This is a genomic window from Peptostreptococcus sp. D1, from assembly GCF_900112955.1.
In the GTDB taxonomy this organism is placed as follows: Bacteria; Bacillota; Clostridia; order Peptostreptococcales; family Peptostreptococcaceae; genus Peptostreptococcus.
In genome coordinates this window covers 470,295-485,105 of sequence record NZ_FONP01000001.1, presented here as the reverse complement: position 1 = coordinate 485,105, position 14,811 = coordinate 470,295, and the positions used below count along the sequence as shown (strand labels likewise).

Annotated in this window: 12 protein-coding genes; all 12 read left to right on the top strand. The window is 35.0% G+C overall.

Going from position 1 to position 14,811, the window contains the following annotated elements; translation table 11 throughout:
* Positions 1 to 65: 65 nt before the first annotated feature.
* Positions 66 to 1,799, top strand: a complete 1,734-nt coding sequence (locus BM120_RS02185) for a CoA-disulfide reductase (RefSeq protein ID WP_091992845.1) — start codon at positions 66 to 68, stop codon at positions 1,797 to 1,799.
* Positions 1,800 to 1,816: 17 nt separating this feature from the next.
* Positions 1,817 to 2,653 carry a DsrE/DsrF/DrsH-like family protein gene (locus tag BM120_RS02180; RefSeq protein ID WP_242941528.1) on the top strand — a complete coding sequence of 279 codons (837 nt, stop codon included), beginning with the start codon at positions 1,817 to 1,819 and terminating at the stop codon, positions 2,651 to 2,653.
* Between the two features lie 497 nt (positions 2,654 to 3,150).
* The gene (locus BM120_RS02175; protein WP_091992842.1) at positions 3,151 to 3,819 is read left to right on the top strand and encodes a GntR family transcriptional regulator; all 669 of its coding nucleotides are present in this window, start codon (positions 3,151 to 3,153) and stop codon (positions 3,817 to 3,819) included.
* Between the two features lie 399 nt (positions 3,820 to 4,218).
* Positions 4,219 to 5,805, top strand: a complete 1,587-nt coding sequence (locus BM120_RS02170; RefSeq protein WP_091992840.1) for a class I adenylate-forming enzyme family protein — start codon at positions 4,219 to 4,221, stop codon at positions 5,803 to 5,805.
* Between the two features lie 102 nt (positions 5,806 to 5,907).
* Positions 5,908 to 7,152 carry a CaiB/BaiF CoA transferase family protein gene (locus BM120_RS02165; RefSeq protein WP_091992839.1) on the top strand — a complete coding sequence of 415 codons (1,245 nt, stop codon included), beginning with the start codon at positions 5,908 to 5,910 and terminating at the stop codon, positions 7,150 to 7,152.
* Between the two features lie 136 nt (positions 7,153 to 7,288).
* Positions 7,289 to 8,077: an acyl-CoA dehydratase activase gene (locus BM120_RS02160; protein WP_091992837.1), complete on the top strand. Its 789-nt coding sequence runs from the start codon at positions 7,289 to 7,291 to the stop codon at positions 8,075 to 8,077.
* A 13-nt stretch (positions 8,078 to 8,090) separates the two neighbouring features.
* Entirely contained in the window at positions 8,091 to 9,326 is a 1,236-nt protein-coding gene (locus tag BM120_RS02155; RefSeq protein WP_091992836.1) for a 2-hydroxyacyl-CoA dehydratase subunit D, read from the top strand.
* On the top strand, positions 9,326 to 10,444 hold the full coding sequence (locus BM120_RS02150) for a 2-hydroxyacyl-CoA dehydratase subunit D (RefSeq protein WP_091992835.1): 1,119 nt from the start codon (positions 9,326 to 9,328) through the stop codon (positions 10,442 to 10,444). The genes BM120_RS02155 and BM120_RS02150 overlap by 1 nt, the downstream gene beginning before the upstream one ends.
* Before the next feature lie 27 nt (positions 10,445 to 10,471).
* Positions 10,472 to 11,602, top strand: a complete 1,131-nt coding sequence (locus tag BM120_RS02145) for an acyl-CoA dehydrogenase family protein (protein WP_091992834.1) — start codon at positions 10,472 to 10,474, stop codon at positions 11,600 to 11,602.
* 16 nt (positions 11,603 to 11,618) lie between these two features.
* A complete protein-coding gene (locus tag BM120_RS02140; protein ID WP_091992833.1) occupies positions 11,619 to 12,410 on the top strand; it encodes an electron transfer flavoprotein subunit beta/FixA family protein in 792 nt (263 codons plus the stop codon).
* Positions 12,411 to 12,463: 53 nt separating this feature from the next.
* Positions 12,464 to 13,471, top strand: coding sequence for an electron transfer flavoprotein subunit alpha/FixB family protein (locus tag BM120_RS02135; protein ID WP_091992832.1), 1,008 nt, complete (start codon positions 12,464 to 12,466; stop codon positions 13,469 to 13,471).
* Between the two features lie 340 nt (positions 13,472 to 13,811).
* A complete protein-coding gene (locus BM120_RS02130) occupies positions 13,812 to 14,804 on the top strand; it encodes a 2-hydroxyacid dehydrogenase (RefSeq protein WP_091992831.1) in 993 nt (330 codons plus the stop codon).
* Positions 14,805 to 14,811: the final 7 nt, after the last annotated feature.

The following is a 14,811-nucleotide window of genomic DNA, read 5'->3' as shown; positions in this document are numbered from 1 at the left end:
AAAAGATTCAAAGCAATATAAAAACATTTGGAAAATTAAAGAACTATTTGAGGAGGTAAGATTTTATGAAAAAAATACTTATTGTCGGCGGTGTGGCTGGTGGAGCTACTGCTGCAGCACGCTTGAGGAGACTTGATGAAAAGGCTCAGATAATAATGTTCGAAAGAGGAGAGTATATATCCTTTGCAAACTGTGGTTTGCCATACTATATTGGGAATGTAATTGAAAACAGAGATGCACTTTTGGTGCAGACTGTTGAAGGAATGAAGAAAAGATTTAATCTGGACATTAGAAGCTTTAGTGAGGTTGTGTCCATAGATGCTGAAAAAATGGAAGTAACAGTGAACAATTTGAGCACTGGAGAAACATATGTAGAAAAATATGATGAATTGATTTTATCTCCGGGTGCGAGTCCAATCAAGCCTCCGATAACAGGTATTGCTGATGCCGATAATATTTTTACTTTGAGAAATATACCAGATACTGATGCTATAAAGAGCTTTGTTGACACAAAAAGTCCAAAGGAAGCTGTAGTTGTAGGTGGTGGATTTATAGGAATTGAAATGGCAGAAAACCTTGCTGAAAGAGGCGTTAAGGTTCATTTAGTTGAAATGCTTAATCAAGTCATGGCTCCAATTGACTTTGAAATGGCTCAAATTGTACATAAGCATATGGTAGAAAAGGGTGTAGACTTGATTTTGGGAGATGGAGTAGACTCGTTTGAAGAAAATGGCAAAGTAGTTAAATTAAAGAGTGGCAGGAAAATAAATTCCGATATTACAATTTTGTCTATAGGCATAAGACCAGAAAATGAACTGGCAAAATCAGCTGGGCTTGAGCTAGGTAACAGAGGTCACATAAAAGTGAACGAAAATTTTGAAACTTCCAAGCCTCATATTTATGCAGTTGGAGATGCGATAGAAACTCAAGGCTTGATTTATGGCGAAGCATCATGTATAGCTCTCGCATCTCCAGCAAATAGACAGGCGAGAATTGTTGCAGATAGAATTAATGGAATAGATAGTAAATATAAGGGAGTTTTAGGAACCTCAGTTGCAAAGGTATTTGATTTGACGGTTTCATCCACTGGATATAATGAAAAGAGATTGAGAAATATGGGTAAAAATGATTTTAAATCAATTCATATACATCCGTTGTCAAATGCAGGCTATTATCCAACTGCCAGACCACTTGATTTGAAATTGATTTTTGAAATTCCTTCTGGACGAGTTTTGGGTGCACAGGCAATCGGTGAAGTAGGTGTTGAAAAAAGAATAGATGTAATTGCGACTGCAATAGCTGCAAAATTGACAGTAAGAGATCTTCAGGAGCTGGAATTGTCCTATGCTCCACCATTTTCCTCAGCAAAAGACCCTGTTAATATGGCTGGTTATGTGGCATCAAATATTTTGGATGGAATTGAAACAATATCAGTTATGGAAATAGAAGATATAGTTGAAAAAGGTGGATATTTGCTAGATGTTAGAACTGTAGGTGAATTTATGGCAGGTTCAATGCCTGGTGCTGTAAACATTCCTCTTGACGAGCTGAGAGACAGATTGGATGAAATACCAAAAGATAAAGAAATTTACATTAATTGTCAGGTTGGCTTGAGAGGATATCTGGCTGTTAGAATATTGAAAAATAATGGTATTAATGCAGTAAATGTGGACGGTGGATACAAATCATATAGACAATTGAAATTTGGTGTTGAAGAATATAAAGCTGAGAATACATCGAATTTATCAGGGATAGCTTGCACTGACAATTCAGATGTATTAAAAAAAAAGAAAAATTAAGAGATAAAATAGATGCTTTGGAGTTGAATGGTTGTAAGGTTTCAAGAGCAGATATCAATAGAGATAAGGAAGGTATAAAGAGAGCTAATGAAAATACAAAGAGAATACTCGTTGATGCTAGAGGGCTGCAGTGTCCAGGACCTATTGCAAGAGTTTTTGAAGAATTGGATAAGGCAAATTATGGTGATATAGTAGAGGTAATGGCAACTGATGTAGGATTTTCGAAGGATATTTCATCATGGTGTGCAAGGATGGGATACAATCTTATAGGATTGACAGGTGATTCTGGAATCATAAATGCTCAAATTGAAAAAAATGAGAAAACTGATATCAAAAAAGACTGCTTGATAAATTCGACAAATTCCATGTTTTCTAATTCCTTAGATAAGAAAAAAGCAACAATGGTGGTGTTTAGCGGAGATTTAGATAGAGCGATTGCGTCGTTTATTATTGCAACTGGAGCTGCATCAATGGGCAAAGAGGTAACAATGTTTTTCACATTCTGGGGGCTTAATATCTTGAGAAAAAGCAGTTCTAGAGTCGAAAAAAAAGGGATTGAAAGGGTGTTTGGAATGATGATGCCAAAAGGTGTAAATAAGCTGAAAATTTCAAAAATGAATATGGGTGGCATAGGAACTAAGCTAATTAAGCTAGTAATGAAAAATAAAAACGTTGATGATTTAGAGCTTATGATGTCGAGAGCACAAAAAATGGGCGTGAAATTTGTCGCTTGCTCAATGAGTATGGATATCATGGGGATAAAGGCTGAAGAATTAGTTGATGATGTTGAAATTGCAGGTGTAGCAAGCTATCTATCTGAAGCAGAGGAAGGCAATCTAAATCTATTTATATAGTTAATAAATGAATTAAAACATATAAGATTCACCTATTCTGATCATTATGAAAATGAATAGTGTGGGTCTTTTTTGTACTCTAAATAAATAAAAAAATCTTAATTTTATAGATGGTTATTAAATGGATAATAGAATATACAAATTCATTTTAAATGCTTTAGCGAGAAATAGAAATAAGAATGTAGAGCTGAATTAAGATAATATGATTAAATTATGAACATAGTGCTAGATTTCCGAGAGAATTGTCTGATGGTAGAGACAGAGAATAGGTATTGAGAGAATTGGATATTTGTTGTATATCATCTTTTGAAAATGGGATAAAAAAGGGATGTATTCGAAAAAACATAAACTTAAATTAGATTATTATCGAAAATTATAGATTTTTTAAATTTTTTTAAAAATTTCATTTAAAAAACACAAAAAAACATTTTCACTATTGATAAAAAAATATTTTACTGGTATACTAGTGTTAAAGGATGATAAATGGAGTTGATTATATGGAAAAGCTTGCGTCGTCGGAAATGATATATAATGAACTATTAGATAGAATAATAAGCTTGGAGCTTCAGCCTGGTTGTAAGATCAGTGAGAACATAATAGCGGAGGAGTTTGGTGTTTCAAGATCTGTAGTGCGAAATTCTATTGCTAGATTGGTTCAAAATGGATTTTTGGATGTATATCCTCAGAGAGGTACATATGTGACATTGATAGATTTGAACTACATAAAAACTGCTTTGCTAATTAGGATATCCATAGAAAAGGAAGTTCTTTATAGATTCATGAAAAAGGATGATAAGTATGAAATAATAAAAAAAATGGAGGCAAATATAGACAGCCAAAAGAAGTTTTATGGGTATGATGAATATATTACTGAATTCAAGGTTCTTGATGAGCAGTTTCACGAATATATTATGTTGAGTGTTCAGAATGATGATATTTTAGATTTATTAAAGGAGCATCTACTTCATATAAATAGATGGAGGAATGTTTATGTAAAATCTGGGCATAATTTATCAAAGCTTATTGACGAACACAGTAGGATTTTAGATTGTATAAAAAAATCTGACATAAAGAGTGCTTTGGCATGTATGTCTGAGCATATAGATACAGTTACAGATGTAGTAACTGCAAGTGCGACATATAGTCATTTCTTTAAAAAAAATTAGCGATTACGATTTGCAAAAGATGATAAGCTCTTTTGCGAATACGTTTAACAAACTTTGTTATTTTTTATTTAACAAAAATAGTCGTATTATCAAGCGGGCATTTGTTGAAATTAAAAATTTGTTTGTGAGGTACTTGTGTTAAACAGTCAATAAATTGTGGGATAATTCTTGTATACAAGTAGTCTAGAAAGCCAAATTTAAAATCAAAAGAAAAATTGGTTAGTATGCAAATTAAAGAGCTATAATTCGAGGGTGAGTATTTATATTGAAGCATTGTTTAAAACATTCTGTTTTAAGAGTAGTAGAGGTATCATTTTCTGTGGGTGAAAATGAAGCTTACGGAAATATGGTTTGAAAACATTAGTGAGCTTGTAGGCTTAATGTTTTGGAGGAAGATTTATGAAATTAGTGGAAAAAACAATTAAAGAATGTTTTGCCGAAAGGGCAGAGAAAACTCCGGAAAAGGTGTTTATCAAGACAAAAAATGACGTATACTCATGGAAAAATGTTGATGCTATTACTGAAAAATTGTCGTATGCTTTGTTTGAGCAGGGCATAAGAAAAAATGATAAAGTAGGCATTTATGGATATAATACACCGAGTTGGATTATTTCCTTTATAGCCATACAGAAACTGGGAGCAACGGCAGTTTTGATAAATTCTTGCTATAAAGAGAAGGAATTGATGAAGTGTATAAAAATAGCCGACGTAAAATTTATTTTGTACACAGGTATTGGTGGAGATGAAGATAATATTTCATCAGTTGTAAACAAGCTGAGAAGAAATATAGACACAAGATATATTAAAACCTTTAATATTGAAAGAACGTTTGGAGAATGGATTTCTTTTGTTGAGCGAAATATATCCTTGAACAATGATATCATGATGAATAGGATTACTGCATTGGAAAATGATTGCCATGACCTTGCTTGTATATTGTTCACTTCTGGAACTACTAATGATTCTAAGGGAGTAATGCTATCACACTACTCACTGGTAAATAATGCAAGAGAAATAGTCGACCAAATGAAGTGGGGAGAAGCTGATATTATGTGTCTTTCTGTTCCATTGTTCCATTGCTTTGGTGTTAATGTAAGTCTTTTATGCAGTATTCTAGGAGGTATAACGATATCTCTTTTGAAAAAATATAAGACGACGAATGTATGCAGAGTTATACAGAATGATAAATGTACAATTTTGAATGGGGTTCCAAGCATGTACCTTGCTTTAATTAACAATCCAATGATGAACGAATTTGATTTGAGTAGTCTAAAAAGTGGTATAATAGCAGGCTCTCCAATTTATGAAAAAGATTATTATGATATTTGTGAAAAATTAAATGGAATAAATCTACAAACGTCTTACGGATTGACTGAGGCATCACCTTGTGTGTCGATTACAGGCTATAATGATTCACTTGAGCTGAAGGCAACATCTTCTGGAAAGGTAATCGATAATGTGGAAATAAGAATAGTAGATTTAAAGTCTAATAAAGAATGTGCAAGGGGTGAAGTTGGAGAAATATTCGTCAAAGGTTACAATATAACGAAGGGATACCTCACGACTGAGCCGATTGTTTGTGATGCAGTGCAAAAGGATGGTTGGTTGAAAACTGGAGATTTGGGCTATATCGACGAAAATGATTATTTGTACATAGTTGGAAGAAGAAAGAATTTGATAATAAGAGGTGGAGAGAATATTTCTCCTACCGAAATAGAAAAAGTGATAAAAGAAGTAAAAAATGGAATAAATGTAAAAATAGTTGGTAAAAAATCAGAGGTTCTTCAGGAAGAAATAGTTGCTTGCATCGAGGGGAAAAAAGATGATGCATTGGTGGAAAAGATAAAGAAATATCTCTGTGAAAATTTAAGTAAATACAAAATACCAAGATACTATTTGTTTATAGATAGTTTCCCAAAGAATCAAACTGAAAAAATTGATGAGCGAGAGTTAAAAAAATTGGTCGAAGAGTCCGAATTAATATGATTGTCTTGACAAGAAGCAGATAAACAGCTTTGAGTCATTTTGATAATAAATAATAAATTGTAATATTTTAATGAAAATGTAATATTTTTAGGAGGTATTGTAATGAGCACAAGAAAAAGACCATTAGAGGGTGTAAAAGTAATTGAGTTAGCTAATTTTATTGCGGCGGCAACTACGGGAAGATTCCTAGCAGATTTAGGAGCTGATGTAATAAAGGTTGAAAGTTCAAAGGGAGATCCATTGAGATATACTGCACCTACAGAAGGTAGACCTCTGGATATGTATGAAAATACAACATGGGAATTGGAAAATGCAAATAAGAGATGTATTTCAATTAACATGAAAGATCCTGCTGGTAAGGAGGCATTTTTCAAACTTTTAGAAGGTGCTGATGTAATGATAACTAACTGGAGAGTTCAGGCTTTACAGAGAGCCGGTTTGGATTATGAAACATTAAAAGAAAGATTTCCAAGCCTAGTTTATGGTATTTGTACAGGATATGGTGAATATGGACCTGATAAGGACCTTCCAGGCTTTGACTTTACTGCATTCTTTGCAAGAGCAGGCTATCTTGAATCACTAAGACAAAAAACTGATGTGCCTATGAATATGGTTCCTGGTATAGGAGATCATAATGTTGGTATTAACTTGGCAGCTGGTATTCTTGCTGCATTATATCATGCAAAATTGACTGGTGAAGGTGAAAAGGTTGAAACTAGTTTGTTTGAAAGTGCTATATTCAATATGGGTATGATGGTTCAGGCAGCTCAATATCCTGATTACGGCGTTAAGTATCCAATAAATATTAGAGAAGCTAACAACCCACTAAATGCGGCATGGAAGACAAAAGACGAAAGATTTGTTCAGACTTGTATGCCAGACTACAATACTTATTTCAAGAGATTTACTACAGCTTTGGGATTAGATGAAATGGCTGCTGATGAAAACCTGTATCCTGTTCAGAAGTTAGCTGAAAATGGATTAGGTGTTACAATTTACGATAGAATAATGGCTAGATTTGGTGAAAGAAACTATGATGAATGGGCAAAAGTATTAGTAGATGCTGATATTCCGTTTTCAAAGGCTCAATCCTGGGAAGAAATTCTTGAAGATAAACAAGCTTGGGCAAATGATTGCTTCTACAAGATGAAGTATCCAAATGGTGAAAGAGTGTTGGTTAAACAGCCTGTTAAGTACCATGAAATGGGACCTACTCCATACAATAGAGGACCATTCATAGGTGAACATGGTGCAGAGGTTCTTAAGGAAATTGGATACTCAGATGACGAAATAAAGGCAATGATAGAATCAGGTACATTGTATATCTGGGAAGATAAAGAAAAATAAGAAAGCTAAGTCTATCATTGTATAGGGCTTGAATATTGAATTATAGTAATATTTAGTTAAAAAATATAGATAGTTGAGTATTGCTATCTGACTATTTATTATGTTTGTGAATTGATATAAATATGAGGATAAAAAGATGAGTGATATATATACAATGGGTATTGACATAGGATCAACGTCATCTAAATGTGTGATACTCAAAAATGGAAAAGAAGTAGTTAGCAAGGGTGTAGTAAACCTTGGTGCTGGTACAAGGGGTGCCGAAAGAGTAATAGAAGAAGTTACAAACAACATAAATTTAGCATTTGAAGATATTGACGTGATTGTTTCTACCGGATATGGTAGAAACAGTTACGAAGGTGCCAAGAAAACAATGAGTGAGTTGAGCTGTCATGCAAGAGGTGGAGTTTTTATTTTCGGCGATGTTAGAACAATAATTGACATCGGTGGACAGGATATAAAGGTGCTAAAGCTAAATGAAAGAGGTCAGCTTACGAATTTCTTGATGAATGACAAGTGTGCAGCGGGCACTGGAAGATTTTTAGAGGTTATGGCTGGAGTTCTAGACGTTAAGCTAACTGATTTGGGAGAACTTGACACTCAGGCTACAGAAAAGACTCCGATAAGTTCAACTTGTACAGTTTTCGCTGAATCAGAGGTTATTTCATGTATGGCTAAAAAAATTCCGATTCCAAATATAGTAAATGGAATTCACGCATCTGTCGCTACGAGAGTTGCAGGGCTTGCCAAAAGAGGAGGTCTTTCAGAGCCAGTGGCAATGACAGGTGGAGTTACTAAAAATGCTGGTATAGTGAGAGCGTTGAGTGAGGAATTGGAAGCTGAAATTAAAATATCTGACGACTCTCAGATGGCTGGTGCCATTGGGGCGGCGTTATATGCTTATGACGAATATCTAAAAGGTTAGAAAGGAGCTTATCATGAGTAATACAGTAGTTGTGGAAGAAAAACCGGCAAAAGTATTGTTAGGTGAAATAGTTGCAAAGCATTATAAAGATGCTTGGGAAGCTAAAAATAATGGTGAGATAGTAGGATGGTGTGCATCCAATTTCCCACAGGAAATATTTGAAACGATGGATATCAAGGTTGTTTATCCAGAAAATCAGGCGGCGGCAATCTCTGCAAAGGGTGGAGGTCAAAGAATGTGTGAAGCTGCCGAAAATGAAGGGTATTCAAATGATATATGTGCCTATGCGAGAATAAGCTTGGCATATCTAGACGTTCAGGATGCTCCAGAGTTGAATATGCCTCAGCCGGATTTTGTGGCATGCTGTAACAATATTTGTAACTGTATGATTAAATGGTACGAAAATATTGCGAAGGAACGTAATATTCCGTTGATATTAATAGATGTTCCTTACAACAACGACTACGAGGCAGGAGAAGATAGAGTTGAATATCTAAAGGGACAGTTCGACCACGCTATAAAACAATTGGAAGAGTTATCAGGCAAGAAATGGGATGAAAATAAATTTGAAAGGGTTATGGAAACATCTCAGAGAACTGGTAGAGCATGGCTAGCAGCGACTGGTTATGCAAAGTATACTCCGTCTCCATTCAGTGGATTTGACGTATTTAATCACATGGCAGTGGCAGTTTGCGCAAGAGGTAAGGAAGAGTCAGCGATAGCATTTGAAAAGCTAATTGAAGAGTTTGAGGAAAATGTTAAAACTGGTAAATCGACTTTTAAGGGAGAAGAAAAATACAGAATCTTATTTGAAGGTATAGCTTGCTGGCCTCACCTAAGACATACATATAAAGAGCTTCAAGGTAGTGGAGTAAACGTTTGCGGAACAGTTTACGCAGATGCATTTGGATATATTTACAATAATACTAATGAATTGATGCAAGCATATTGTGGAACTCCAAATGCCATTTCATACGAAAGAGCTTTGGATATGAGACTTAAGGTTATAAAAGAAAACAACATTGATGGTATGTTGATTCATATTAACAGAAGCTGCAAGCAGTGGAGTGGTATAATGTACGAAATGGAAAGGGAGATAAGAGAGAGAACTGGTATTCCTACAGCGACATTTGATGGTGACCAAGCGGACCCTAGAAACTTCTCTGAAGCACAGTATGACACAAGAGTTCAAGGTCTAATAGAAGTAATGGAAGCTAATAAAGCAGCTAAAATGAAGGAGGCAGACTAATGAGTAATATAGAATTATTGTTGGAAAAACTTGATGTATGTCCATTTGAGCAAATAGATAAATATGTTGAAAGTGGAAAAAAGGTGGTAGGCTGTGCACCTGTTTATACACCAGAAGAATTGGTATATGCTTTGGGAATGATACCAATGGGAATTTGGGGCGCAGAGGGCGAAGTAACTCTATCAAAGGAATATTTTCCTGCTTTTTATGCCGCACCAATTCTAAGGCTTTTGGACTTGGGGCTTGAGGGTAAGCTTGATAAATTATCTGGTATGATAATCCCCGGTTTAAGTGATGGCTTGAAGGGGTTAAGTCAAAACTGGAAAAAGGCTATAAAGAATGTTCCTGCACTATATATTGGATATGGACAGAACAGAAAAATAAAAGCTGGTCTAGACTATAATGAAAAGCAATATATAAAATTGATAGCACAGCTAGAAGAAATAGCAGGAGTAAAAATTGAAAATTCGAAGGTAGAAGAGGCTATAGCTCTGTATAATAACCACAGAAAAGCATTGAAGGAGTTCAATGAGCTTGCTTCAAAGCATCTAAATACTATAACTCCATCTCTAAGATCGAGAGTTATGTCTAGTGCATTCTTTATGGACAAAGCCGAACATTTGGAAATAGTAGGCGCATTAAATGAAGAACTAAAGAATATGCCTGAAGAAAGCTTTGATGGAAAGAAAGTTGTTACAACAGGCCTATTGGCAAACAGCCCAGAGATTTTAAAGATATTTGAAGCTCATAAGCTAGCGATAGTTGATGACAATATTAATCAAGAATCTGGACAGTTTGATTATTTAGTTGATGAAGGTACTGATAATCCAGTAAGAGCTTTGGCTAAATGGATTTCAGATATAGAAGGTAGTACATTATTGTATGATCCAGAAAAGCTAAGAGGAAAAATAATAATTGATAAGGTAAGAAAACATGGTGCAGACGGAGTTGTATACTTGTTGACAAAATTCAGTGATTCAGATGAATTTGATTATCCAATTATTAGAAAAGAGCTTAATCGAGAGGGTATAATGCACATTTTAGTTGAGGTGGATCAACAAATGACTAACTTTGAACAAGCAAATACTGCATTGCAGACATTTGCAGATATGATTTAATTAAAGATAATTTTAAGGAGGCAATCTATGATTTTCAAGAAAGAACATGAGTTAGTTCGTCAGCTAGCAAGAGAATTCGCTGAAAAAGAAATTAAGCCAACTGCTGAAGAGGTTGACGAAACAAGTGAATTCCCGATGGAAATTTACAAAAAAATGGCTGACGCTGGGTTTTTAGGAATTAAAATACCACAGGAATACGGTGGATCTGGTGGAGATCACGTATCATATGCGATAGTAATGGAAGAATTATCAAAAGCATCTGGTGTATCTACTATTTGGATTTCATCACCGAACTCACTACAATCAACTCCAATATTGAGAGATGGTACAGAAGAACAAAAAGAAAAATATCTTAGACCAATGGTAACTGGTGAAAAATTATTCTGTTTCGGTCTTACTGAACCAGGCGCTGGTTCTGATGCAGCTTCTATCTTAACTACAGCAGTTAAGGATGGAGATGACTATATCTTAAACGGAAGAAAAACATTCATTACAGGAGCTCCGGTATCTGATTATATAATCGTATTTGCTAAGACAAGTGACGAAGGTGCCAAAGGAATATCTACATTTGTTGTAGATTCTAAGGCAGAAGGTGTGTCTTTTGGTAAAGCTGAGCATAAGATGGGTATGATAGGTTGCCCAACAAGTGACGTCGTACTTGAAAATGTTAGAGTTCCAGCATCTGATATGCTAGGAAAAGAAGGAAAAGGTTTCATAAATGCAATGAAAACTCTAAGCGTTGGTAGACTTGGTATAGCTAGTCAGGCTCTAGGCTTGGCACAGGGTGCAATGGATGAAGCTGTTAAATATGCAAAGGCAAGAAATCAATTTGGTAAGCCACTTTCTAAGTTCCAGAACACTCAGTTTGTATTGGCTGAAATGGAGACTAAACTATCAGCAATGCGTCATTTAGTGTACGATGCTGCATATAAAATGGATCAAGGATTACCTGCAGACAAAGAAGCTTCAATGGCAAAATTATTTGCTACAGAAGAGGCTAAGTGGATAATAGACAAGGCTTTACAGATACATGGTGGATATGGATACATAAGAGAATATCCAGTTGAAAGAATGTATAGAGATATAAGAGTAACTTCATTGTATGAAGGAACTTCAGAAGTTCAGAAGATGGTTATAGCATCAAGCGTATTGAAATAAGGGGAGGTAAAAATAGATGAAAATTGTAGTTTGCATTAAGCAAGTACCAGATACAACAGAGGTAAAACTTGACCCTGTTAAAAATACACTTATTCGTGATGGTGTGCCAAGTATCATAAACCCTGATGACAAAGCTGGTATTGAATTGGCACTTCAGATAAAGGAATCAGTTCCAGGAAGTACATTGACAGTTGTGTCAATGGGACCACCTCAGGCGGAAGTTGCATTGAGAGAAGCTTTGGCAATGGGTTGTGACGATGGAATATTAATTTCTGATAGAGCGTTCGGTGGAGCTGATACATGGGCTACTTCTTCAACAATAGCTGGGGCTTTGAGAAAACTTGAGTATGATATAATTATAGCGGGAAGACAGGCTATAGATGGTGATACTGCACAGGTTGGACCACAGATAGCTGAACATCTTCAGATACCTCAGATTTCTTACTGCGAAGAATTACGTGTAGAAGATGGTAAGTTTATAGTTAAGAGACAGTTTGAAGATAGATATCATATAATCGAAATCAAGCCTCCTTGCCTAATTACAACATTAAGTGAAGAAATAACTCCTAGATATATGTCTATAGGTGGAATATTTAATGCTTACAAGAAAGATATCAAGGTTTGGGGATTAAAGGATATAGAAGACAAGCTGGATATATCTAACATAGGTTTAAAGGGTTCTCCTACAAACGTTAAGAGATCATTCACTAAGCAAGCTAAAGGCCAGGGTATAAAAATGGAAGGACTGACTCCAGAAGAAGCTGCTGATGCAATAGTTGCAAAGCTTCAAGAAAAGTTCTTTATATAAATTACTGTGAATTTTAGAAATTAATATAGAATAATTGAAAGGAAGATTACCTAATGAACAGAGATATATATGTAGTAGTTGAACAGGTAGACGGTGTCGTACAAAAAGTAGGCATCGAGCTAATTGGTATTGCAACAAAGCTAGCTGCAGATTTAGATCAGAAAGTAGTTGCAGTATTACTAGGAGATAAAGTTAAGGGGTTAGCAGATACATTAATTCAACATGGAGCAGAAAAAGTTATTTATGTTGAGGATCCAATGCTAGGAGTATATGCAACTGAACCATATACAAAGGCATTAAATGCAATAATAGAAGCCAAAAATCCTGAAATAGTTCTTTACGGAGCTACTTCAATTGGTAGAGATTTGGCTCCAAGAGTTTCTGCAAGAGTGCACACTGGTCTTACTGCTGACTGTACAAAGCTGGAAATAGATCCAGAAACTAAATTGTTATTGATGACTAGACCAGCATTTGGTGGAAACATAATGGCTACTATCATTTGTAAAGAGCATAAGCCACAGATGGCAACAGTTAGACCTGGGGTTATGCAGGCTTTACCAAAGGATTCTTCAAGAACTGGTGAAGTTGAAGAATTCAAAGTTGATTTCGTGCCAGAGGATATGAATATTACGATAAGAGAGGTTGTAAAATCTACTCATGCAAAGGTTGATATAACTGAATCAAAGGTATTGGTATCAGGTGGTAGAGGTATTGGTAGTGCAGAATATTTCGATGTATTAAAAGTGCTTGCTGATGAATTGGGTGGATTAGTTACTTCTTCAAGAGCAAACGTTGATGCAGGTTGGATAGGAAGAGAAAGACAGGTAGGACAGACTGGTAAGACAGTTAGACCGGACTTGTATATGGCTTGTGGTATATCAGGAGCTATTCAGCACTTAGCTGGTATGGAAGATTCTGAATTTATCATTGCGATAAACAAAGATACTCATGCTCCAATATTTGGTGTGGCAGATCTTGGAATCGTAGGTGATGTTCATAAGATAATACCGCTTGTTATTGAAAAGGTTAAAGCAATAAACGAGTCAAAGAAAGATATATAAGATGAATTAATTACCGTTTGTTGACTTATTAATGGAGAAATATCTCAACAAAAAGTGTAGTTTGTATTAATTTATTATTAAATTGTTTAAATTAATAAAAACATTCATTTTATTTTAATAATTCATAGAAAAGACTGAAATAATGTAGTATAATATATCTAGGATGACTGTTGAAATTCCTAGATATATAACTACATTTTAAGGAATTATAGTATTTTATTAGTTATTTATGAGACTCTATTTGCAAATTAATTAACTGATAATTTAAAAAATTATTTTCTGCTATTTTTTTAAAAAAAAGAGTTAATTAAATAACAAATATATCTAAGGAGGAAGGAAAATGGTAAAGGTTAGAGTTACATGCAATAAGAACATTATTGAAAGATTTGGTGTTGAAAAACCAGCAGGCTGGGATTTCAAATACATCAACTATCCTTGTTCTGATGAAGAATTAGTTGAGCAGTGTAAAGATGCTGATATAGTTTTCTGTGGACCAGTTGACTATTTCAGAAGAGGAGTTATCGAGCAGCTTGACAACTGTAAATTAATTCATTCATTAGGAGTTGGCTTTGATAAGATCGATTTGGAGGCTGCCAAAGAAAAAGGTATCTATGTTTGTAATAACAGAGCTGTAAATGCTGCTCCAGTTGCAGAGCTTGCTGTAGGGCATATGATCAGCTGTTTGAGAAGAATACCTGAGGCAGATGCTAAAATCAAGGCTAGAGGTGTTGATGGATTTAATGAAAGCTTCAGAGAATATCAGGTAAAAGGTCAAAACGAATTGGGTTCAAGAGTTATTGGACTTGTTGGTTTGGGTGCAATTGGTAAGGCTGCAGTAAGGATGCTAAAGGCTTTTGGATGCAAAATAATGTACTATGATGTTTTCAGAGCTACAGAAGAATATGAGCTGGAAAACGATTTGACATTCTGCACATATGAAGAAATTCTTAAAAATTGTGACATCATTTCATACCATGTTCCTGTTCTTGATTCCACAAGAGATATGGTACGTAAAGAAACTATAGAAATGATGAAGAAGGATGCGATTATTATTAATGTAGCAAGAGGTGAAATCGTAAATAACGAAGATTTGGCTGAAGCACTAAACAACGGTAGAATTTTTGCAGGACTTGACGTTATCGCTCCTGAACCACCAACAGCAGATCATCCATTATTCAACCTAACTGAGGCTGGTAAGGCTAGACTTTCTATAACTCCTCATATAGCTGGAACAACTGATGATGCGTTTATTAGAATGTCTGAATGGTCTTATTCTGATATGGTTAAGGTAATGAATGGCGAAAGACCAAACAATGTAGTTAATGGTCTGTAAAATCACA